Source organism: Rhodovulum adriaticum, assembly GCF_004345735.1.
GTDB lineage: Bacteria > Pseudomonadota > Alphaproteobacteria > Rhodobacterales > Rhodobacteraceae > Rhodovulum > Rhodovulum adriaticum.
In genome coordinates this window covers 257,733-279,500 of record NZ_SLXL01000003.1, presented here as the reverse complement: position 1 = coordinate 279,500, position 21,768 = coordinate 257,733, and the positions used below count along the sequence as shown (strand labels likewise).

23 protein-coding genes are annotated in these 21,768 nt (G+C 66.6%); 15 read left to right on the top strand and 8 right to left on the bottom strand.

Annotated features, from left to right (window positions below):
* The first annotated feature begins 75 nt into the window (after positions 1 to 75).
* Genes EV656_RS07460 through der form a run of 3 tightly spaced genes read left to right on the top strand, consistent with a single transcriptional unit; the run spans position 76 to position 3,610 of the window.
* A complete protein-coding gene (locus tag EV656_RS07460) occupies positions 76 to 729 on the top strand; it encodes a hypothetical protein (protein WP_132601693.1) in 654 nt (217 codons plus the stop codon).
* A 54-nt stretch (positions 730 to 783) separates the two neighbouring features.
* Entirely contained in the window at positions 784 to 2,097 is a 1,314-nt protein-coding gene (locus EV656_RS07455; RefSeq protein WP_132601690.1) for a PQQ-binding-like beta-propeller repeat protein, read from the top strand.
* A 49-nt stretch (positions 2,098 to 2,146) separates the two neighbouring features.
* Positions 2,147 to 3,610: a ribosome biogenesis GTPase Der gene (gene der, locus EV656_RS07450; RefSeq protein ID WP_132601687.1), complete on the top strand. Its 1,464-nt coding sequence runs from the start codon at positions 2,147 to 2,149 to the stop codon at positions 3,608 to 3,610.
* Between the two features lie 57 nt (positions 3,611 to 3,667).
* Here der and EV656_RS07445 read toward each other — a convergent pair whose 3' ends face one another.
* The 3 genes from EV656_RS07445 to EV656_RS07435 all read right to left on the bottom strand — a co-directional run bounded on the left by EV656_RS07445 (position 3,668) and on the right by EV656_RS07435 (position 6,448).
* Complete coding sequence (locus EV656_RS07445; protein WP_132601680.1) at positions 3,668 to 4,369, bottom strand: hypothetical protein; 702 nt, start codon at positions 4,367 to 4,369, stop codon at positions 3,668 to 3,670.
* Positions 4,369 to 5,661 (bottom strand): serine--tRNA ligase, encoded by a 1,293-nt coding sequence (gene serS / locus EV656_RS07440; protein ID WP_132601677.1) that lies wholly within the window; start codon positions 5,659 to 5,661, stop codon positions 4,369 to 4,371. The genes EV656_RS07445 and serS overlap by 1 nt, the downstream gene beginning before the upstream one ends.
* Positions 5,662 to 5,734: 73 nt before the next feature.
* Positions 5,735 to 6,448 carry a trypsin-like serine peptidase gene (locus tag EV656_RS07435; RefSeq protein ID WP_132601674.1) on the bottom strand — a complete coding sequence of 238 codons (714 nt, stop codon included), beginning with the start codon at positions 6,446 to 6,448 and terminating at the stop codon, positions 5,735 to 5,737.
* Between the two features lie 135 nt (positions 6,449 to 6,583).
* Between EV656_RS07435 and yajC the strand changes: the two genes are divergently transcribed.
* The 9 genes from yajC to EV656_RS07390 all read left to right on the top strand — a co-directional run bounded on the left by yajC (position 6,584) and on the right by EV656_RS07390 (position 12,849).
* Positions 6,584 to 6,913 carry a preprotein translocase subunit YajC gene (yajC, locus tag EV656_RS07430; RefSeq protein ID WP_132601671.1) on the top strand — a complete coding sequence of 110 codons (330 nt, stop codon included), beginning with the start codon at positions 6,584 to 6,586 and terminating at the stop codon, positions 6,911 to 6,913.
* Positions 6,914 to 6,919: 6 nt separating this feature from the next.
* Entirely contained in the window at positions 6,920 to 8,584 is a 1,665-nt protein-coding gene (gene secD / locus EV656_RS07425; RefSeq protein WP_132601668.1) for a protein translocase subunit SecD, read from the top strand.
* Between the two features lie 10 nt (positions 8,585 to 8,594).
* Positions 8,595 to 9,566 (top strand): protein translocase subunit SecF, encoded by a 972-nt coding sequence (gene secF, locus EV656_RS07420; protein WP_132601665.1) that lies wholly within the window; start codon positions 8,595 to 8,597, stop codon positions 9,564 to 9,566.
* A gap of 7 nt (positions 9,567 to 9,573) precedes the next feature.
* Positions 9,574 to 9,948 (top strand): Mth938-like domain-containing protein, encoded by a 375-nt coding sequence (locus tag EV656_RS07415; protein WP_132601662.1) that lies wholly within the window; start codon positions 9,574 to 9,576, stop codon positions 9,946 to 9,948.
* 153 nt (positions 9,949 to 10,101) lie between these two features.
* A complete protein-coding gene (gene ccmA, locus EV656_RS07410; RefSeq protein ID WP_132601659.1) occupies positions 10,102 to 10,716 on the top strand; it encodes a heme ABC exporter ATP-binding protein CcmA in 615 nt (204 codons plus the stop codon).
* Positions 10,713 to 11,369 (top strand): heme exporter protein CcmB, encoded by a 657-nt coding sequence (gene ccmB / locus EV656_RS07405; RefSeq protein WP_132601656.1) that lies wholly within the window; start codon positions 10,713 to 10,715, stop codon positions 11,367 to 11,369. The genes ccmA and ccmB overlap by 4 nt, the downstream gene beginning before the upstream one ends.
* Positions 11,370 to 11,424: 55 nt before the next feature.
* On the top strand, positions 11,425 to 12,153 hold the full coding sequence (locus EV656_RS07400) for a heme ABC transporter permease (protein ID WP_132601653.1): 729 nt from the start codon (positions 11,425 to 11,427) through the stop codon (positions 12,151 to 12,153).
* Positions 12,150 to 12,308, top strand: coding sequence for a heme exporter protein CcmD (gene ccmD / locus EV656_RS07395; protein ID WP_132601650.1), 159 nt, complete (start codon positions 12,150 to 12,152; stop codon positions 12,306 to 12,308). Before EV656_RS07400 ends, ccmD begins: the two co-directional genes overlap by 4 nt.
* On the top strand, positions 12,301 to 12,849 hold the full coding sequence (locus tag EV656_RS07390) for a DsbE family thiol:disulfide interchange protein (protein ID WP_242469079.1): 549 nt from the start codon (positions 12,301 to 12,303) through the stop codon (positions 12,847 to 12,849). Before ccmD ends, EV656_RS07390 begins: the two co-directional genes overlap by 8 nt.
* A 268-nt stretch (positions 12,850 to 13,117) precedes the next feature.
* Here EV656_RS07390 and acnA read toward each other — a convergent pair whose 3' ends face one another.
* Positions 13,118 to 15,868 carry an aconitate hydratase AcnA gene (gene acnA / locus EV656_RS07385; RefSeq protein ID WP_132601647.1) on the bottom strand — a complete coding sequence of 917 codons (2,751 nt, stop codon included), beginning with the start codon at positions 15,866 to 15,868 and terminating at the stop codon, positions 13,118 to 13,120.
* Between the two features lie 219 nt (positions 15,869 to 16,087).
* Between acnA and EV656_RS07380 the strand changes: the two genes are divergently transcribed.
* Positions 16,088 to 16,786 carry a DUF1223 domain-containing protein gene (locus EV656_RS07380; RefSeq protein WP_132601644.1) on the top strand — a complete coding sequence of 233 codons (699 nt, stop codon included), beginning with the start codon at positions 16,088 to 16,090 and terminating at the stop codon, positions 16,784 to 16,786.
* A 7-nt stretch (positions 16,787 to 16,793) separates the two neighbouring features.
* Here the strand turns inward: EV656_RS07380 and EV656_RS07375 are convergent, their stop codons facing one another.
* The 4 genes from EV656_RS07375 to purB all read right to left on the bottom strand — a co-directional run bounded on the left by EV656_RS07375 (position 16,794) and on the right by purB (position 20,563).
* Entirely contained in the window at positions 16,794 to 17,714 is a 921-nt protein-coding gene (locus EV656_RS07375; RefSeq protein ID WP_132601641.1) for a lysophospholipid acyltransferase family protein, read from the bottom strand.
* A 97-nt stretch (positions 17,715 to 17,811) separates the two neighbouring features.
* The gene (locus tag EV656_RS07370) at positions 17,812 to 18,867 is read right to left on the bottom strand and encodes a FliG C-terminal domain-containing protein (protein WP_165918960.1); all 1,056 of its coding nucleotides are present in this window, start codon (positions 18,865 to 18,867) and stop codon (positions 17,812 to 17,814) included.
* A gap of 127 nt (positions 18,868 to 18,994) precedes the next feature.
* Positions 18,995 to 19,159, bottom strand: a complete 165-nt coding sequence (locus EV656_RS16520; RefSeq protein WP_165918959.1) for a hypothetical protein — start codon at positions 19,157 to 19,159, stop codon at positions 18,995 to 18,997.
* Between the two features lie 99 nt (positions 19,160 to 19,258).
* Positions 19,259 to 20,563 (bottom strand): adenylosuccinate lyase, encoded by a 1,305-nt coding sequence (gene purB / locus EV656_RS07365; protein WP_132601635.1) that lies wholly within the window; start codon positions 20,561 to 20,563, stop codon positions 19,259 to 19,261.
* Between the two features lie 79 nt (positions 20,564 to 20,642).
* On the opposite strand from purB, the gene EV656_RS07360 reads away from it, so the two are divergent.
* Both EV656_RS07360 and EV656_RS07355 read left to right on the top strand, forming a co-directional pair.
* Positions 20,643 to 21,110: a DUF6314 family protein gene (locus EV656_RS07360; protein ID WP_200276661.1), complete on the top strand. Its 468-nt coding sequence runs from the start codon at positions 20,643 to 20,645 to the stop codon at positions 21,108 to 21,110.
* A gap of 6 nt (positions 21,111 to 21,116) precedes the next feature.
* A complete protein-coding gene (locus tag EV656_RS07355; RefSeq protein ID WP_132601632.1) occupies positions 21,117 to 21,722 on the top strand; it encodes a biotin transporter BioY in 606 nt (201 codons plus the stop codon).
* Positions 21,723 to 21,768 lie beyond the last annotated feature (46 nt).

The window sequence follows — 21,768 nt, the reverse complement described above, 5'->3', positions numbered from 1 at the left end:
CGCAAGGCTTGGTGGGGGTGGCAACCGCGCGGACCCTGCGCTAAGACAGGCCCTAGCCGAACCTGCGAGGGCGCAATGAGCCAGACCGACAGTTTCATCGAGGAAGTCACCGAGGAAGTCCGCCGCGACAAGCTGTTCGCGCTGATCAAGCGATACGGCTGGGTGGCCGCCCTGGCCGTGCTGCTGATCGTCGGCGGCGCCAGCTGGCGCGAGTGGTCCCAGGCGCGCGACCGCGCGGCTGCGCAGGCGCTGGGTGATGCGATTCTTGCCGCGCTGGAACAACCCGATGCCGCCGACCGCGCGACTGCGCTGGCCGACCTTGCCTCTGCGGGCGACGCGCGCGCGCTGGCCGCGCTGCTTGCCGCTGGCGAAACGGACGAGGGCGCGCGCAGCGAAGCCGCGGCCGAGGTGTTGCGCGGCATAGCCGAGGACCCGACGCTGCCGGTGCATTACACCCAGTTGGCCGCGCTGAAGCTTGTGATGCTGGAGGGGCGTGCCATCGCCCCCGAGGCTCGCCGCGACCGCCTTGCGCCCTTGGCCGAGCCGGGGCGCCCCTATCGCCCGCTGGCGCTGGAACAACTGGCGCTGGCAGAGGTCGATGCCGGGAATACCGAGGCCGCGCTGGGGCACCTGAACGCGGCCATCCAGGACGCGGGCAGCAGCGCGGGCTTGCGTCAGCGCGCCACTCAGTTGATTGTGGCGCTGGGTGGCGATGCCGAGCAGGGCTGAGCCGGCGCACCGGGACGGGTCCGCAACGCCGGGCCGCAACAGGGGGACAGCGCAGTGAATCTGGGCCGAGCAATTGCAATCCTCGCGGCGGTCGCGTCGCTTGCGGCGTGCAGCCAGAAGGAACCGATCCTGCCCGGTGAACGGGTCGGGGTGCGCGACGCGTTGGGGCTGGAGGCCGAGGCGCCTGAAACCCGCGCCTCGGCGGCGATCGCGCTGCCCGGCGCGGTCAACCGGGCCGACGTGCCGCAGCCGGGCGGCAACGCCGCGCACCAGCCCTGGCATGCGGCCCTTTCTGCCCAGCCCGCCCTGCGGTGGAGCACCGGCATCGGATCGGGCAACAGCCGCCGCTTTCGCATCACCGCGACCCCGGTGGTCGCGGGCGGCGTGGTCTATGCGATGGACGCGCGCAGCCATGTCACCGCTGTTTCCACCGGCGGACAGGCGCTGTGGACGCGCGACCTGACCCCCGAATTCGAACGTAACCAAGATGCCGGGGGCGGCGGTCTGGCCTTTGGCGGCGGTCGGCTTTTCGCGACCACCGGCTTTGGCACGCTGGTCGCGCTGAAGCCCGACACCGGCGAGGTTCTGTGGACCCAGCGGACCGAGGCGCCGGTCACCGGCGCGCCGGTCTACAGCGACGGCACGGTCTACGTGGTCAGCCGCGACAACCGGGCCTGGGCCGTGCGCGCCGCTGACGGGCGCGTCCAGTGGGAGGTGCCGGGCACACCGCTCAGGGCGGGTCTGATCGGTGGCGCTGCCCCGGCGGTGGCCGGGGATCTGGCGTTCTTCCCGCTGGGATCGGCCGAGCTGGTGGCGGTGCGCCGCGATACGGGCGTGCGCGCCTGGGCGGCCTCGATCGCGGGGCAGCGGCGCGGGCTGGTCTATGCCCAGATCGACGATATCGCCGCGGACCCGGTGGTCGTGGGCGGCGCGGTCTATGCGGGCAACCAGGCCGGGCGGCTAGTGCGTCTGTCGCGTGACACGGGTGAGCGGGCCTGGACCGCCGAGGAAGGCGCATACGGCGCGATCCTGCCGGTGGGCGGCGCCGTGTTCGTCGTGTCCGACCAGGCGCAACTGGTGCGTCTGGATGCGGGCAGCGGCGATGTGGTCTGGGCAGTCGACCTGCCCTATTTCACCAAATCCAAGGCCAAGCGGCGCAAGGCGATCCACGCGCATTTCGGCCCGGTCCTGGCCGGCGGGCGGCTGTGGGTGGCCTCGGATGACGGGGTGCTGCGGGCCTTCAGTCCCGAGAGCGGCGCCCAACTGGCCCAGGTCGCCCTGCCGGGCGGCGCGGCGACCCGGCCCGTGGTGGCGGGACAAACGCTTTATGTCGTCAGCCAGCGGGGAACACTGCACGCTTTCCGCTGAGGGCGGATTGGTGTAGGCGGGGCCTTCGGGTTTCGCGGGAGTCGCAGGGATGAGTTTCAAACTGGCCATCGTGGGCCGGCCCAACGTGGGCAAGTCGACGCTGTTCAATCGCCTGGTGGGCAAACGTCTGGCGCTGGTTGACGACCAGCCGGGCGTGACCCGCGACCTGCGCGAGGGCGAGGCCCGGCTGGGCGATCTGCGGTTCACCGTGATCGACACCGCCGGTCTGGAAGAGGCCACAGACGAAAGCCTGCAGGGCCGCATGCGCGCGCTGACCGAACGGGCCGTCGGCATGGCCGATGCCTGCCTGTTCGTGATCGACGCGCGGGCGGGCGTGCTGCCCGCCGACGAGGTATTCGCCGACATCCTGCGCCGCAAGTCCGCCCATGTGATTCTGGCCGCCAACAAGGCCGAGGGCAACGCCGCCGAGGCCGGGGTGCTGGAGGGGTACGGGCTGGGCCTGGGCGAACCGCTGCGCCTGTCAGCCGAGCATGGCGAGGGGCTGGGCGAGTTGCACGCCGCGCTTGCCCCGCTGATCGAGGCGTCAGAGGCCGCCACCGACGCCGAGGCCGCCCCCGTCACCGATGTCGACGTCGACGAAGAGGGCGAAACCGGCGCAGCCCATGCCCCCACGCCCGCACGGCCGCTGCAAGTGGCGGTAGTGGGCCGCCCCAACGCGGGAAAATCCACCCTTATCAATGCCATCCTGGGCGAGGACCGGCTGCTGACCGGCCCCGAGGCCGGGATTACCCGCGACGCGATTTCCCTAGGGCTGGACTGGGCGGGCACGCCCACGCGCATCTTTGACACGGCGGGCATGCGCAAGAAGGCCAAGGTTCAGGACAAGGTCGAAAAGCTGTCCGTCGCCGACGGGTTGCGCGCGGTGAAATTCGCCGAGGTGGTCGTCGTGCTGCTGGACGCGCAGATCCCGTTCGAGCAGCAGGATTTGCGCATCGCCGACCTGGCCGAGCGTGAGGGGCGCGCGGTCGTGGTCGCGGTCAACAAGTGGGATCTGGAAACCGACCGGCAGGGCAAGCTGCGCGAGTTGAAAGAGGAATTCGCCCGCCTGCTGCCGCAGATGAAGGGGGCGCCGCTGGTCACGGTCTCTGCCAAGACAGGGCGGGGGCTGGATCGTCTGCGTGACGCGGTGCTGCGCGCACATGAGGTCTGGAATCGCCGGGTGTCCACCGCGCGGCTGAACCGCTGGCTGGCCGGTATGGTAGAGATGCACCCGCCGCCCGCGCCGGGCGGGCGCCGCATCCGGCTGCGCTATGCGACCCAAGTCAAGACGCGCCCGCCGGGTTTCGTGGTGATGTGTTCGGCGCCCGAGAAGCTGCCCGAGAGTTACCGGCGGTACCTGATCAACGGGCTGCGCGAGGATTTCGACATGCCGGGCACGCCGATCCGGCTGACCTTTCGCAGTCAGGCGGACAAGAACCCCTATAAGGGCTGCAAGAAGTCCACGCCATCGCGCCTGCGCAAGCACCTGGGCAAGCCGCCGCCGGGCGCGTAGGGGTGCGCCCTTGCGGGCGCATGCCTCCGGCGGGGGTATTTCAGCCAAGAAGAAGGCTCAGCGTGCGGCCTTGAGGGTGAGCGTGCCGATCAGCACGATCCCGGCAATGGCCGCAAAGGCGACCAGCGGGTTGGTGGTGGCATTGGCGATCAGCACCCCCACCAGCGCCCAGACCAGCGTCGCGCCATATTCCGGCGCCCGGCCAAGGCGGGTTTGCACCAGCGCGCCGGTGGCCAGCGCGCCGGCCAGCGCGATCAGTGCCCAGACGGTTTCGCCCGGGCCGATGCCATAGCCCGCGCCCAGCAGCCCCACCGACACCCAGCCCGCCGCGGTCAGCCAGCCCGCATAGATGGCGATGGGGGCCTGGGCCAGCCAGCGATCGCGGCGCGGCGCGGCGAAGAGCGCCCAAAGGGCCATGGCCAGCATCCACCACAGCAGGATCGAGGCCCAAAGCGCGGTATTCAGGGCGACCCCGATCCAGGCCGCGCCGGGGGCCAGCGACAGGATTAGCGGCAGGCGGGTGCGTTCCCAGCCCGTATCCTGCGCCCGCTTGACCAGGCCGAACCCGGCCGAGACCAGCAGCCAGCCATAGATCAGCCCCCAGATCGCAAAGGCATAGCCCGCGGGCTGTACCGGCGGGTTGTCCTGGGGCACCGGGAATTGCGCCGGTTCAAACCCGCCGAACCCGCCCGACAGCAGCGGCGACAGCACGAAGAACAGCGTCGCGACGAAGGTGAAGACGGCCTTGATCGGGTCCATCAGACCAGCTCGCCGTCGGCGGTCAGGCGGGTCTTGCCGCCCAGCCAGGGCAGCAGCGCCTGGGGCAGGGTGACAGAGCCGTCCTCTTCCTGGCCGTTTTCCAGCACCGCGATCAGGCAGCGCCCCACGGCCAGCCCCGACCCGTTCAGTGTGTGCACATATTCGGGCTTGCCGCCATCCGCCGGGCGGTAGCGGGCGTTCATCCGCCGGGCCTGGAAGTCGCCGCAGAGCGACACGCTGGAAATCTCGCGATAGGTGTTTTGGCCGGGCAGCCAGACCTCGATATCATGGGTGCGGCGCGCGCCGAAGCCCACGTCGCCGGTGCACAGGACCACCGTGCGGTAGGGCAGGCCCAGCCGTTCCAGGATGCCCTCGGCGCATTTGGTCATGCGTTCCAGTTCATCCCGGCCCGCGTCGGGCGTGGTGATCGAGACCATTTCCACCTTTTCGAACTGGTGCTGGCGCAGCATTCCCGCGGTGTCGCGGCCCGCGCTGCCGGCCTCGGACCGGAAGCACAGGGAATGGGCGGTCATCCGGCGGGGCAGGTCGGCGGCGTCCAGGATTGTATCCGATACCGTGTTGGTCAGCGTCACCTCGGATGTGGGTATCAGCCACCAGCCCTCACGCGTCTGATAGCTGTCCTCGCCGAATTTCGGCAATTGCCCGGTGCCGTACATCATTTCCTCGCGCACCAGCACGGGGGCGTTGACCTCGGTCAGGCCGTTATCGGTGGTGTGGGTGTCCAGCATGAATTGGGCCAGCGCCCGGTGCAGGCGGGCGACGGCCCCCTTCAGCACCACAAAGCGCGAGCCGGCCAGTTTCGCGGCCGTCTGGAAATCCATTCCGGCCTGTACGGCGGGCAGGTCGTAATGTTCTTTCGGGTCGAAGGCAAAGGCGCGCGGGGTGCCCCAGCGGTGCAGCTCGACATTGTCGGCCTCGTCCGCGCCGTCGGGGATGTCGTCCAGCGGCAGGTTGGGCAGGCCCATCAGCATCTCTTGCAGGCGGGCATCCTCGGCCTTGGCGGCCTCGTTCAACTGGGCGATCTCGGCCTTCTTGTCGGCGACAAGGGCGCGCAGGCGGTCGAATTCGGCCTCGTCGCCCGATGCCTTGGCTTTGCCGATTTTTTTCGAGGCCTTGTTCTGCTCGGCCTGGGCGGTTTCGGCGGCCAGGATCTTTTCCCGCCGGGCGGTGTCGATGGCCAGGATGTCGGCGGCGACCGGCGCCAGCCCCCGGCGGGCCAGCGCGGCGTCGAAGGCGTCGGGGTTTTCGCGGATGGCGCGGATGTCGTGCATGAGGACCCCCTTGGGAAAGCGGTGTTCGGTGTCCGTATGCCCCACCCGCGCGACGTTTTGAACCGGCAAATCGTCAGGGCAGCAGATCGGCCAGCGTCGCCATGCCGACCGGGGCGGCCACGGTGCGCACGGGGCCGGGGCCGGTATTGGCGGCGGTGACCACGGCGATCACGCGCCAGCCATCGGGCGTTTCGGCCAGGACCGGGCCGCCGGAGCTGCCCGGAATGGCGGTGCAGTCCAGCCCGATCACCCCGTCCTGACGTGCCCGCACCCGGCATCCCGATTGCCGGCTGAGCGCGTTGGGCCGGTCGCGGCGATAGCCGATCAGGCTGAGCGGGGCGGCGTCCACAGCGGTTTGGGATAGCGGGATCGGTTTGACCTGCGTGATCGGCGCGGCCAGGTGCAAGATTGCAAGATCGCTGCGCAAGTTGTTGAAATCAATCTTGGCTTGGTGCTCGTAACCGGGGTGGATGTAGATGCGTTCGGCGGTGCGGTGGGCGGCATAGCTGCCCTTCAGCCACCCGGCCAGGAAATGCACCTGTCCGGGCGCGGCGCGTGCGATCCCTTTCACCGCGTAAAGGCAATGCGCCGCGGTCATCACGAGGTCAGGGGCGATCAGCGTGCCCGTGCATGTCCCGCCAGAGCCGAAGCCTGCCACGTTCACGCGCCCGATGGCCGCCCAATCGGCATGCGCCGCGTCGGCCAGCCGTTCGGGGCCGGGCAGGGGGTTGGCCTGCGCCTGCGAAAGGCAGGCCATCAGGGCGAGGGCGGCGGCAAGGCGGTTCATGCCCTTGATATGCCCGCTGCACCGCCCAAGTGAAAGCGGGAACCGGTGCGCCTTGCCAAGCCGGGGGGCACGCAATAGGGTGCCGCGCGACACGAACCGGGCGGCAGGACCGCCCGCAGAACACGGGGATTTCACATGTTTGCAACGCCTGCCTTCGCGCAAGCGGCCGGTGGCGGCGCCGTCGGCGCCTTCGGCTCTTTCCTGCCTCTGATCCTGATCTTTCTGATCATGTATTTCCTGCTGATCCGTCCGCAGCAGAAAAAGATGAAGGAACACAAGGCGATGGTCGATGCCCTGCGCCGCGGCGACCAGGTGGTGACCCAGGGCGGGCTGATCGCCAAGGTGACCAAGGTCAAGGACGACGAGGAAATCGAGGCCGAGATCGCCGAGGGCGTCAAGGTGCGCGTCGTGCGTCACACGATTACCCAAGTGCTGAACAAGACCGAGCCGGCCGAAAAGGCGTAAGCATCCATGCTGCAAATCGCGCTTTGGAAACGGGTGGCGATCCTGGCGGCGGTCCTTTTCGGGCTGGCGCTGGCGATGCCCAACGCCTTTTACACGCGGGTGGAGGGGCATAACGACGCCGTACAGGCGATCGAGGCGACCGGCGCCACCACGCCCGAGTTGATCGCCAAGCGCGATGCCTGGCCGGGATGGCTGCCCTCGGGGCTGGTCAATCTGGGTCTGGACCTGCGCGGCGGCGCACATCTTCTGGCCGAGGTGCAGGTCGACGATGTCTATGCCGAGCGTATGGACGGGCTATGGCCCGACGTGCGCGACGCCCTGCGCGAGCAGCGGGCCGAAATCGGAACGATCCGGCGCCGCGATGCGCCGGTGGGCGAACTGCACGTCCAGGTCTCGCGCCCCGAGAACATGGCCGCTGCGGTTGCCGCTGTCCGCGAACTGGCCCGGCCCACGGTCACGCTGACCGGCGTCGGCGCCTCGGATATCGAGGTGCGGGGCGAGGGCGACATGCTGATCGTCCAGCTGTCCGAGGCCGAGCAGCAGGCCACGCGCGACCGCACCATCCAGCAATCGCTGGAAATCGTCCGCCGCCGCGTGGACGAGGTCGGCACCCGCGAACCGACGATCCAGCGCCAGGGCGCGGACCGCATCCTGATCCAGGTGCCCGGCATCGGCTCTGCCGAAGAGTTGAAGGCGCTGATCGGGACCACCGCGCGGCTGACCTTTCACCCGGTCGTCTCGCGCACCGCCAACCCGGACGAAGCGCCGGGCACGGGTAACGTGATCTATCCCGATATCGAGGATAACGGGACCTATTACATCCTTGAAAAACGGGCCGTCGTTTCGGGTGAGGACCTGACCGATGCGCAACCGGGGTTCGACCAGAACGGGCTGCCGTCCGTCACCTTCCGGTTCAATCCGGCGGGGGCGCGCAAGTTCGGGCAATACACCTCTGAAAACGTCGGCGAACCCTTCGCCATCGTGCTGGACGAAGAGGTGATTTCCGCCCCCGTGATCCGAGAGGCAATCCTGGGCGGGTCTGGGCAGATCACCGGCAATTTCACGGTCGAGGATTCCACGCAACTGGCCGTGCTGCTCCGCGCTGGGGCGCTGCCCGCCGAACTGGTCTTTCTCGAAGAGCGGACCATCGGCCCGGAACTGGGCGCCGACAGCATCGCCGCCGGCCAGATCGCCAGCATCGTGGCCTTCGTCGCGGTTCTGGTTTTCATGGGGGCCAGCTATGGCCTGTTCGGCCTGTTCGCCAATATCGCGCTGCTGGTCAATGTTGGGCTGATCTTTGGCCTGCTGTCGGCCATCGGGGCCACGCTGACCCTGCCGGGCATCGCCGGGATCGTGCTGACCATCGGCATGGCGGTGGACGCCAATGTGCTGGTGTTCGAGCGGATCCGCGAGGAACTGAAATCCGCCCGCGGCCCGGCGCGCGCAATCGAACTGGGCTACGAAAAGGCGTTGTCGGCGATCCTGGACGCCAACATCACCACCTTTATCACCGCCACGATCCTGTTCATGCTGGGCTCTGGCCCGGTGCGGGGCTTTGCGGTGACGCTGGGGCTGGGCATCCTGACCTCGGTCTTTACCGCGATCTTCGTGACGCGGCTGATGATCGTGATCTGGATGGAACGCCGCCGCCCCAAGACCATCGCCTTGTGAGGGACCTGTCATGCGCTTGAAACTCGTGCCCTCGGAAACGAACTGGGACTTTTTCCGCGCCACGCGGATCAGCTTTGGCGCCTCGCTTATGGCGATGGTGGCCTCTGTCCTGCTCTTCGCGACACTCGGCCTGAACTTTGGGATCGACTTTCGCGGCGGCACCACGATCCGCACCGAAAGCGCACAGCCGGTCGATGTGGGCATCTACCGCGATGCCCTGGCAGCGTTGGATCTGGGCGACGTGACGATCACCGAGGTTTTCGATCCCGGTTTCGGCCCGGACAAGAACGTGGCCCAGGTCCGCATCCAGGCCCAGGACGGCCAGGAAAGCGTGACGCCGGAAACCATCGCCGCGGTCGAGGCCGCACTGCAACAGGTGGCGCCTGACATCACCTTCCCCTCGGTCGAAAGCGTCGGCCCCAAGGTTTCGGGAGAGTTGATCCGAACGGCCGTTCTGGCGGTCGCGCTCGCCATCTTTGCGGTGCTGGTCTATATCTGGCTGCGGTTCGAATGGCAGTTCAGCCTGGGCGCCGTGGCGGCGTTGGTGCATGACGTGACGTTGACCATCGGCATCTTCGCCGCCTTGCAGATCAAGTTCGACCTGGCCATCATCGCCGCGCTGCTGACCATCGTCGGCTATTCGCTGAACGACACCGTGGTCGTGTTCGACCGCGTGCGCGAAAACCTGCGCCGCTACAAGAAGATGGCGCTGAAAGAGGTACTGAACCTCTCGATCAACGAAACCCTGTCGCGCACGGTGATGACATCGGTCACCACGCTCTTGGCGCTGATTGCGCTGTTCGTTCTGGGCGGCGACGTGATCCGCGGGTTCGTCTTTGCCATGATCTGGGGCGTGGTCGTCGGCACCTATTCGTCGGTCTTCGTGGCCTCTAACATCCTTCTGATGCTTGGGGTCAAGCGCGACTGGTCGAAACAGGACGATGGCGGCGCAGGCACGCAATTCGCCGACGTGGACGCCTGATCGGTCCATGCTGGTCAACGAGATGCATATTCCCGAGGGCCTGCCGGTAGACGGCTACGGCCCCGGCTTCTTTCGCGTGGACGGGCAGCTGTACGACGGCGGCGTTCTCGTCGGGCAGGGCCGGGTGCAATCCTGGGCCGGCCCCCAAGAGGACGCGCCGCTTTCCGCCCTGGCCGGGCAGATCGACGTTCTGCTGGTGGGGACCGGCGACAGCCTGACGCCCTTGCCGGGTGGCCTTCAGCCCCGGCTGGAGGCGGCGGGCCTGGGGGTTGAAATCATGTCCAGCCCCTCGGCGGCGCGCAGCTACAACGTTCTGCTGTCTGAGGGCCGCCGCGTGGCCGTGGCCCTTGTTCCCGTGACAGCGGCGGGCATGGGGCGCTAGGCCCTCCTTCTTCTTGGTCCAAATACCCAATTGGCGCGGAACGCGCCGAAAAATCTTCCCGAAGATTTTTCCACGGCAGGATTTTCGTGAAAATCCTGCCGCCCCCGCCGCTCTGCGCTTCCCGATTGGCGGGGTTTGGGCTATGCGTCAGCCATGGAATTGACCGTGGAAAACCTGGCCTGCGCACGGGGCGGTGTACCTGTCCTGGAGGGGGTGAGCTTCACCCTGAAGGCTGGCCAGGCACTTTTGCTGCGCGGACCCAACGGGATCGGCAAGACGACGCTGTTGCGTACCCTGGCCGGGTTGCAACCCGCGCTGGAGGGCCGCGTATCCGTCCCCCCCGAGACGATGGCCTATGCCGCCCATGCCGACGGGCTGAAGGCCACGCTGACGGTTACCGAAAACCTGGCCTTCTGGGCGCGGATCTTCGGACAGCGCGGGCTGGGCTCGGCGCTGGAGGATTTCAACCTGACCGATCTGGCACATCGGCAGGCGCAGAACCTGTCGGCGGGTCAGAAACGGCGGCTGGGCCTGGCGCGGCTGCTGGTGACGGGGCGGCCGATCTGGGTGCTGGACGAACCGACCGTATCGCTGGACGTGGCCTCGGTCGCGCTGTTCGGTCAGGCGGTGAAACGCCACCTTCAGGGTGGCGGTGCGGCGCTGATCGCCACCCATATCGACCTGGGCTTTCAGGCTGAGGAATTGGATGTGACCCCCTTCAAGGCGGTGCCGCGTCAGATGGACGATTTCGACGAGGCCTTTGTATGATCGCGCTGCTGCTGCGGGACCTGAACCTTGCCGTGCGCGCCGGGGGCGGGTTCGGGCTGGCCCTGGCGTTTTTCCTGATCGTGGTCGTGCTGGTGCCCTTCGGCGTGGGGCCCGACAGCGCGATCCTGTCGGCCATCGCCCCGGGTATCCTGTGGGTGGGGGCGTTGTTGGCATGCCTGCTGTCGCTGGACCGCATCTTTGCGCTGGACCACGAGGACGGATCGCTGGACCTGCTGGCCACCGCACCGATCCCGCTGGAGGGCGTCGTCGCGATGAAGGCCGCGGCCCATTGGGTGACGACCGGCCTGCCGCTGACGCTGGCCGCGCCCGGGCTGGGGATGCTGCTGAGCCTGGAGCCCGACGCCTTTGGCTGGCAGATGCTCAGCCTGGCGCTTGGCACGCCCGCGCTGTCGATGATCGGTACGTTCGGCGCGGCCCTGACCGTGGGGCTGAAGCGGGGCGGCCTGTTGTTGTCGCTGCTGGTGCTGCCGCTTTACGTGCCGACGCTGATCTTCGGGGCCGAACTGGTGGCGCGCGGGGCGGATGGCATGGCCACCGCGACGCCGCTGATGATGCTGGCTGCCATCACCCTTGCCACGGTCGCGCTGCTGCCCTTTGCGGCGGCTGCGGCCATACGTATCAACCTGCGCTGAGGCTTCACAGGCTCGTGCCTTGAGGCCCTGGACAAAGCCCGCTAGGAAAACGCTCATGTCGCTTTGGGAATATGCCAATCCGGTGAAGTTCATGCGCACCAGCCGGGCGCTTTTGCCCTGGTTCTGGGGGCTGACGCTGGTTTCGTTGGCGGTCGGGTTGGTCTGGGGCTTTTTCCTGACCCCCGAGGCAGAGAATTTCGGCTCTACCGTCAAGATCATCTACGTTCACGTACCCTCGGCGTTGATGGCGATCAACGCGTGGCTGATGATGCTGGTGACCTCTCTGATCTGGCTGATCCGGCGCCACCATGTCAGCGCGCTGGCCGCGCGGGCCGCGGCACCGATCGGGTTGACCATGACGGTGATCGCGCTGATCACCGGCGCCATCTGGGGCGAACCGATGTGGGGCACCTACTGGGCGTGGGATCCGCGGCTGACCTCGTTCCTGATCCTGTTCCTGTTCTACCTGGGCTACATCGCCCTGTGGGAGGCGATCGAAAACCCCGACGCCGCCGCCGACCTGACCAGCGTGCTGTGCCTTGTCGGATCGGTCTTTGCGATCCTGTCGCGCTATGCGGTCAATTTCTGGAACCAGGGGCTGCACCAGGGCGCGACGATGTCGCTGGACAAGGAAGAGAACATCGCCAACGTCTATTGGCTGCCGCTGGTCATCACGATGGTCGCGTTTGGCCTTTTGTTCGTCACACTGGTTCTGGTGCGGACCCGGACGGAAATCCGGGCCCGCCGTATCAAGGCGCTGATCGCGCGGGAGCGGATGGGATGATCCCCGATCTGGGTAAATACGCGGGGGCGGTTCTGTCCTCTTACGCGATTTCGCTGGGCCTGCTGATCCTGCTTGTGGCGTTTTCGGTGTGGCGTGCTGCGCGTGTGCGTCGCCAACTGGAAGAGGTGGAGGCCCGCAGGAAATCCGATGTCTGAGAAGAAATCGCTCTCCCCGCTGATGTTCCTGCCGCCGCTGATTTTCGCGGGGCTGGCCGTTCTGTTTTATATCGGCGTGACGCGGGACGATCCCAACGCGCTGCCCTCGACCATGATCGGGCGCGAGGCGCCGCCGACGCAACTGGTGCAACTGGGCGATCTGACCCCGCTGACCGATGCGGAACTGCGTGCGCCCGGCGTCAAGCTGGTGAATTTCTGGGGGACCTGGTGCGTCGCCTGCCGGCAGGAACATCCACAACTGCTGCGCATGGCCGATGATATGAACATCACCATCCACGGCGTGAATTACGACGATACGCAGCCGCGTGCCCTGGCCTATCTGGAACGCGAAGGAAACCCCTTCGCCACGGTGGGAGAGGACACCACCGGACGGACCAAGATCGACTGGGGTGTTTACGGCGCGCCGGAAACCTTTGTCGTCGATGGGCAGGGGGTGATCCGCCTGCGCCATGCTGGCCCCATCACCGACAAGGTGCTGCAAGATATCATCCTGCCTGCAATGCGCGCGGCCGCCGAGTAATCGCCCGGCGCCCATGCGAAGATATTGTCAGACGGTTTAGCCGTTGCCGGCCAGCAAGCCGATCACGGCGATAAAGGCCAAGGCCTCGAAAATCGGCATCGAGAGAAAACGGGAAATGTGAAACTGCTTGTCCATGGTAAGCAGTTTATACTTTTTCCAAACTTCATCCCACTGTTACGAGTGGCGGTCCCGGAAATTGACCGTTGCGTAAACGAAAACGCCCCTGTCCTTTTGGACAGGGGCGCGGTCGTTTCAGGTCAGGGTCGCGTCAGGCTGCGCGGGCCAGGTTGCGCAGCACGTAATGCAGCACGCCGCCATGCTCGACATATTCCTTCTCGATGGCGGTATCGATTCGGCATTTCAGCGTGACGGTCTTTTCGGTCCCATCGGCATAGCGGATGGTGCAGGGCACCTCGGCCTGCGGCTTCAGATCGCCGGCAAGCCCGGCGATCGAGAAGCTTTCCTCGCCGCTCAGGTTCAGCGTCTTGCGCGTGTCGCCGCCGGTGAATTCGAACGGGATCACGCCCATGCCCACCAGGTTGGAGCGGTGGATACGCTCAAAGCTTTCGGCGATCACGGCCTTGACGCCCAGCAGCGCCGTGCCCTTGGCCGCCCAGTCGCGCGAACTGCCTGCGCCGTACTGTTCGCCACCGATCACCACCAGCGGCACGCCCTGGTCCTGCCAGGCCATCGCTGCCTCGAAGATCGAGGTTTCCGCGCCGTCCGGCCCCTTGGTGTAGCCGCCTTCGACGCCGCTCAGCATCTCGTTGCGGATGCGGATGTTGGCAAAGGTGCCGCGCATCATCACCTCGTGGTTGCCGCGGCGCGAGCCGTAAGAGTTGAACTCGCGCACCGGCACCTGCCGTTCGGTCAGGTAGCGACCGGCGGGGGTGCTGTCCTTGAACGACCCGGCGGGGCTGATGTGGTCGGTGGTGACCATGTCGCCCAGGATCGCCAGCGGGCGGGCATCCGCGATATCGGTGATCTCGCCCGGCTCCATCCCCATGCCCTGGAAATAGGGGGGATTGCGGACATAGGTCGAGGCCTCGGGCCAGTCATAGGTCTCGCTATCGGTGGTCTCGACCGCCTGCCATTTCTCGTCGCCCTTGAACACGTCGGCATATTTCGACTGGAAGGCGGCGCGGGTGACGGTCTGTTCCACCAGCTCGGCGATTTCGGACTGGGTCGGCCAGATGTCCTTCAGGTAGACATCGTTGCCGTCCTTGTCCTGGCCGATCGGTTCGCGGCTGAGATCGAGATTCATGTCCCCGGCAATGGCGTAGGCCACCACCAGCGGCGGACTGGCCAGGTAGTTGGCGCGCACGTCCGGCGAAATCCGCCCTTCAAAGTTGCGGTTGCCCGACAGCACGCTGGTCGCGATCAGGTCGTTGTCGTGGATCGCCTTGGAAATCTCGGCGGCCAGCGGGCCGGAGTTGCCGATGCAGGTGGTGCAGCCATAGCCCACCAGGTTAAAGCCGAGCGCGTCCAGATCCTCTTGCAGGTTGGCGGCCTCAAGATATTCGCTGACGACCTGCGAGCCCGGCGCCAGCGAGGTCTTGACCCAGGGTTTCGAGGTCAGCCCAAGCGCGCGCGCCTTGCGCGCCACCAGCCCGGCCCCGATCATCACATAGGGGTTGGAGGTGTTGGTGCAGGAGGTGATTGAGGCGATCACCACCGCGCCGTCGCGCAGTTCGTAATCGGCCCCTTCGACCTTGGCCGATTTGCGGGGATCGACCATCGCGTCGGGTGCCGGGCCTTCCGAAGCCATCTCGGTCGCCGCGCGGCTTTCGTCCTCACCGCGGTATTCGGCCACCACGTTGAAGAAGCTTTCCGCCGCACGATCCAGCGGAAGGTGGTCCTGCGGGCGTTTGGGGCCGGAAATCGCGGGCACGACATTGCCCATGTCCAGTTCCAGCGTGTCGGTATAGACCGGGTCGTAATCGGCGTCGCGCCACAGGCCGTTTTCTTTGGCATAGGCCTCGACCAGGGCGATACGGTCCTCGTCGCGGCCGGTTTGCCGCAGGTAGCGTAGGGTTTCGTCATCGACCGGGAAGAAGCCGCAGGTCGCGCCGTATTCGGGCGCCATGTTGGCGATGGTGGAGCGGTCGGCCAGCGGCAGGTGATCCAGGCCCGGGCCGTAGAATTCCACAAACTTGCCGACCACGCCCTTGTCGCGCAGCATTTTCACGACCTTCAGCACCAGGTCGGTGGCGGTGGTGCCCTCGACCATCTGGCCGGTCAGCTTGAAGCCGACGACCTCGGGGATCAGCATCGATACGGGCTGGCCCAGCATTGCGGCTTCGGCCTCGATGCCGCCCACGCCCCAGCCCAGCACGCCCAGGCCGTTGACCATGGTGGTGTGGCTGTCGGTGCCGACCAGCGTGTCGGGATAGGCCACGGTTTCGCCGTTCTGGTCGGTGTCGGTCCAGACGGTCTGGGCCAGGTATTCCAGGTTGACCTGGTGGCAGATCCCGGTGCCCGGCGGCACAACGCGGAAGTTGTTGAACGCCTTTTGCCCCCATTTCAGGAAGGTGTAGCGTTCGATATTGCGCTCATACTCGCGATCGACGTTCAGCTGAAAGGCGCGGGGATTGCCGAATTCGTCGATCATCACGCTGTGGTCGATGACCAGGTCCACCGGGTTCAGCGGGTTGATCTTTTGTGCGTCACCACCCAGGGCCTTGATCCCGTCGCGCATCGCGGCCAGGTCCACCACGGCCGGAACGCCGGTGAAATCCTGCATCAACACGCGGGCCGGGCGATAGGCGATTTCGCGGGCGGTCTTGCCCCCGTTTGCGGCCCAGTCGGAAAATGCCTTGATGTCGTCGACGGTGACCGTCTTGCCGTCCTCGAACCGCAGCAGGTTTTCAAGAACGACCTTCAGGGCGGCGGGCAGGCGGGTAAAATCGCCCAGGCCCGCGGCCTGCGCGGCCGGGATCGAATAATAGGCATAGCTGGTCCCACCGGCTTGCAGCGTCTTGCGGGTCCTGGCGGTATCCTGTCCAACGGTGATCGGCATGAAGGTCGGTCTCCATCAAGGGTCATACGCGTCTCTTGCGCATGCTCTTGCCTGATTGACCCCGGGCGATCAAGAGGGTTCGGCATATTTTTGTATACAACGGTGCACAAAGTGCTGCCGAAACAGCGGCACTTGCGCACGGGCGCCTCCCGAAACCTTGATTGGCCGACGGGCGGGGGGTTGTCTAAGACCTTGTAGGAACGAAAGAGGGTGGAGTTCATGAATCGTATCATCGCCGGTGGTCTGGCTGCGTTCCTGGCCCTTGTCGGGCCGGCGCGGGCGGGGGACAGCCCGGTGGTGGTGGAGCTGTTCACCTCTCAGGGCTGCTCGTCCTGTCCGCCGGTGGATGCGCTGATCGCGGAACTGGCCAAGCGCGACGACGTGATCCCCCTGGCCCTGCATGTCGATTACTGGGACTATATCGGGTGGAAGGACATCTTTGCCGATCCGGCCCACACGATGCGGCAAAAGGCCTATGCACAGGTGGCCGGGGCGCGCTCGATCTATACCCCGCAGCTGGTGGTGGGCGGCACCGATCACATCGTCGGCTATCGGCCGATGGATCTGGCCCGGGTGATCGAAAGCCACGCCGAGAGCGACAGCCCCGTCAGCCTGAGCATGACCCGCGACGGAAAAAACGTCGTGATCACCGCCCAGTCCGAACAACGGTTCGACGAGGATGTCGTCCTGCAGGTGGTCCGCTACCGCCCCGAAGCGTCGGTCGAAATCAAGCGCGGCGAGAATTCCGGCCGCGTCCTGCACTATGCCAATATCGTGGAGGCATGGAAGGCGGTGGCCCGCTGGGATGGGGCAGAGCCGCTGATCGTCACTGTCGAAACGGTAGAGGGCAAGCCCGTGGTGGCCATCGTTCAGCGCCCGGGGCCGGGGCCGATTATTGCGGCGGCCCAACTGCGCTGACCTGATATCAATCCTTCGCGGCCCTGGCCTGGGCCTTGGCGCGCAGGCGGCGGGTGCGTTCGGGTTTCCAGCGGCGGTGAATCCACAGCCATTGCGCCATGTGCTGGCGCACCCGCGCCTCCAGGCTGTCATTCAGGGCCTGGGTCATCGTTTCGCGGTCCGCATGGGGAACCGGTGCCTCGGCCACGATCCTAAACGACAGGCCGTCCGGCTGCCGAATCCCGTAGATCGGCACGACGAGGGCATCGTATTTCAACGCCATGTCCGCCGCTGACAGGGCGGTCGGTGCGGTCTTGCCGAAAAAGGTCAGATCGGCCCCGCGCCGCATGTACTGGTCCAGCACAATGCCCAGCATGCCCCCCCCCTTGACGAAGCGCAGCATGCGCGCCATGCCCGCGCGGCCGCGGGGAAACAGCGGCTCACCGATGGAGGAAATCGCGCGCACGTAATGCGCGTTGAAGAAATCGTTGCGCATCGGGTTGTACAGCCCGCCGACATTGTAGCCGCGTTGGATCAGGGCCGCGCGGACCGCGTCGTAATTGCCGAAATGCCCGGTTACCAGCATGACCGGGCGGCCCTCTGTGTGGGCCTGTTCCAGGGCGGCGGCGCCGGGGCCATGGATCGGGGCATCGGCGAACCGCCTTGCGAATTCCCGGCCGGAATACAGCTCGATCAGGGTGCGGCCGAAATTGTCGGGGACAGCCCGCATCAGGCGGCGCACCTCTGCCTCGGGTAGGTCGGGGCAGGCATGGGCCAGGTTTTCGCGAACCCGCCGGTCATATCCCGCCAGGGGGGCGACCAGCCGCGACGTGACCCATCCCACGAAGGGCACCCGCCAGCGATAGGGCAGGGCAAGTGCCGCGCCCAACACCGCGCGCGCGGCCAGGTTTTCGACGAATTCCCTGGGGCCTCGGCGCGGTTTGCCCATGGAGGAGCGGTTCCTTTCAAGGGACGCGCCAGCGCGCGCCGGATTGCCCGTCTGAAATAGAACCCCGCCCGCCCGACCACAAGGCGTGATGCGGGCCTTAGCCGGTTGTTCCCGCGTCCGCGGTCAGGCGAATTTCCCCAGAGGCATCCAATCGGCGCAGGGCAGCCGTCAGGGCGCTGCTGGCGGTTTCAATCTCCTCTGCGGTGGGTGGGGGGAGGCGTTCGGCCATCGCCTCGCGCATCTGTTCGGCCAGCCGGGTGGGCATGTTCGACAGGATGAATTCGGCGCTGGCACGTTCTGTCGTGCCGTCGCCGCACAGGGCGGTCACCAGTTGCTCTTGCGGGACGGCCCGGGCAAGGGCCGCAACATCGCGCGGCAACAGCCGGTCGGGAATGTCGGCGAAGGTAAAGACCGCCTGGCGCACGCGGCGGGCCAGGTCCGCATCGGTTTCGGCCAGGCCGTCCAGGACCGAATCGCGTGTGCTTGCCGGGGCAATATCCAGAATGGCGCCCATCCGCGCCTCTGCCGGGGCGTCGAAGGCCGGGGCGGGCGTGTCGGCCAGGCTGGTGGCCAGCGCGGTGCCGATGCGCGCCACCGCGGCGGGGGTGACGTTGCCGGTCGTGGACAGGGCAAGGACGATCCGCTGGGCTTGTAGCGCGGGCATCTTGCCCAATGTTGCCGCCGCCAGGTCGCGGGGCAGCTTGGACAGGGCGACGGCGGCGATTTCGGGGCTTTCGCGGGTCAGCAGCCCCGCGAGGTCAGCGGGGCTGGACCCGGCCAGATCGGCCCAGGGATCGGGGCCTGTGGCGCCAGATTGGCGCGCCTTTATCTGGGCTGCGGCCTCTGGGCTGAGGTGCTGGCCGACCAGGTCCATCGCGCCGTCCAGCCCGCCGGGGAAGGACAGGCCGATCCGGTCCAGGTCGTCCAGGAATTCCTGCACGACCTCGTGCAGGGTGGCGCTGTCGACATAGCGGATCGCCGCGATTTCGTCGGTCAGTGCCGTTTGCAGCGCCGGTGGCATCCGGTCCAGCGGCAGGTCAATCCCATCGCCCAACAACAGGCGCACGATGATCGCGGCCTTGCGCCTGCGGGTCAGGCGACTGGCGGGGACAAGGCCAGCGGATGGGTGTTCAGATGTGGCGGGCGGGATCAAGCGGGCCTCCGTTTCGACCTGCCCAATCTGTGCCCGATGAAGTGAAGAAAGCGTTAGCGGCATTCCCTGCCGCCAAAGAAAACGGCGCGGTCTGTGCCGCGCCGTTCCCGTCCGGATGTTCCGGCCCTTAGCTGGTGGCCTGATTCACGCACGAACCCGAGGCGGAATCCATGACTTGGCCTTCGGGGCACTGACTGGCGTTGATCCGTTTTTCCCAGCCGCATCCATCGGCCAGGGCAAGCGTCGGGGCCAGCGTAAGCACCGCCGCGGAAACGAGAGTCTTGAAGGACATGCTGCTTCTCCCTTGGTGTGGTGTGACACAAGGTAGCACAGTCCCGGCCGTTTCCAAACTCACGCGGGCGTCAAGGGGGCTGCCTGCCCCCTGTCGGGCCTATTCGCCGAAAACGCGGGCGAAAATCGTATCCACATGCTTGGTGTGATAGCCCATGTCGAATTTCTCGTTGATGCCGTCGGTGCCCAGGGCCGCAACGACCTCTTGGTCGGCCAGCAGCAGTTCGCGGAAATCCAGCCGTTCCTCCCAGACCTTCAGGGCGTTGCGCTGGACCATGGCATAGGCATCCTCGCGCGATACGCCGGCCTGCGTCAGGGCCAGCAGCACCCGCTGGCTCATGACCAGGCCGGGGAACTTGTTCATGTTGTCCAGCATGTTCTGCGGGAAGATCAGCATCTTGTCGATCACGCCTGCCAGACGGTTCAGGGCGAAATCCAGCGTGACGGTCGCGTCCGGCCCGATGCCGCGTTCGACCGAGGAATGCGAAATGTCCCGCTCGTGCCACAGCGCCACGTTTTCCATCGCCGGGATCACGGTCATGCGTACCAGCCGGGCCAGCCCGGTCAGGTTCTCGGTCAGGACCGGGTTCTTCTTGTGCGGCATCGCGGACGACCCCTTCTGCCCCATCGAGAAGAACTCCGCACCCTCCAGAACCTCGGTGCGCTGCATGTGCCGGATCTCGATCGCGATATTCTCGATCGAAGAGGCGATGACACCGAGCACGGCAAAGAACATGGCGTGACGGTCGCGCGGGATGACCTGGGTGCTGATCGGCTCGGGCGTCAGGCCCATCATCTTGCAGACATGGGCCTCGACTGCCGGGTCGATATTGGCAAAGGTGCCGACCGCGCCGGAAATCGCGCCGGTGGCGATCTCTTCGCGGGCCTGTTGCAGGCGAGCCTTGTTGCGGTCCATCTCGGCGTAGAAGCGGGCAAAGGTCAGGCCCATCGTGGTGGGTTCGGCATGGATGCCGTGGCTGCGGCCCACCCGCACGGTATCCTTATGTTCGTAGGCGCGTTTTTTCAGCGCGGCCAGAACCTTGTCCATGTCGGTCAGCAGGATGTCGGCGGCGCGGGTCAGCTGCACGTTCAGGCAGGTATCCAGCACGTCGGAACTGGTCATGCCCTGGTGGACGAAGCGGGCCTCTTCGCTGCCGACATGTTCGGCCAGATGGGTCAGAAAGGCGATCACGTCATGCTTGGTCACCGCCTCGATCTCGTCGATGCGGGCGACGTCGAATTCCACGTCTTTTGCCTTCCACACCGCTTCGGCATTCTCTTTCGGGATCACGCCCAGTTCGGCCTGCGCGTCGCAGGCATGGGCCTCGATCTCGTACCAGATGCGGAACTTGGTGGCGGGCTCCCAGATGGCGGTCATCTCGGGGCGGGCATAGCGGGGGATCATGGGCGTTCGCCTTCGCTTGGACTGTGGTTGCGGGGTCTGATACCGCTTGGGCGCAGGCGCGGCAAGCGATGGGGGCGCAATGCCGGAATTGGCGGAATTCGCGGGACGCTGGGCGGTGGCGCGCAGGATCGAGGATCGGCGCGCAGGGCAGGTGGTGCATTTCACGGGGTGGGCCGCGTTCCGCCCCGACGCGGCGGGACTGATCTATGACGAAGAGGGCACGCTGGACGTGCCCGGACAGGCCCCGATGGCGGCCACGCGGCGCTACCTGTGGCAATCGGCGCCGGGGGGGATCGACGTGTTCTTTGCCGATGGCCGTTTCTTTCACGCCATTGCACCGGGACACACCCCGTGCGCCCGGCACGACTGCCCGCCGGACACCTATGATGTGTCCTATGATTTCACCGCCTGGCCAACCTGGCGCGCGGTCTGGAACGTGATCGGCCCGCGCAAGGATTACCGCATGATAACCGACTACAGCCCGCTCGGGGCTTGCACGGGGCGCTGCGCTGGGGCAGAAGGTTCGGAACGATTGCAACGGGAGTGATGGACGATGGCCCAGGCCCTGACCGAAAAGGTTCTTGCCGAAAAGCTGCTGCCCCAAGGCGGCGCGGCGCTGCGTGTGAAACAGTTGCTGCTGGTGGTTGCCGGTATCGCGGTGCTGGCGGTGGCCGCCAAGATCCGGGTGCCGATGTGGCCCTCGCCGGTGCCGGTGACGATGGGCACCTTTGCAGTGCTGACCATCGGCGCGGCCTACGGCCCGCGGCTGGGTCTGGCGACGATCCTGGGCTACATGGCGATCGGCGCGTTGGGCTTTGATGTGTTCGCCTCTTCCTCGGCCGAATTGAACGGCGTGACCTACATGATGGGCGGCACCGGCGGTTACCTGCTGGGCTACGTGCTGGCGACCCTGGCGCTGGGTCTGGCCGCGCGGCGTGGGCTGGACCGTTCGGTTCTGGGTATGGGCGCGGCGCTGCTGGTCGGCAACGCGCTGATCTATGTGCCCGGCGTGCTGTGGCTGAACCAGTTCACCAGCGGCTGGGCGCAGACGCTGGAATGGGGCCTGACCCCCTATCTGATCGGCGACGCGATGAAGCTGGGCCTTGCCGCCCTGATGATTCCCGCCGTGTGGAAGCTGGTCGGTCGCGCCCGCGACTGATCCAGTTCACAGCGAATTCGTGAAAGGGGCGCGGCCAATCTGGCCG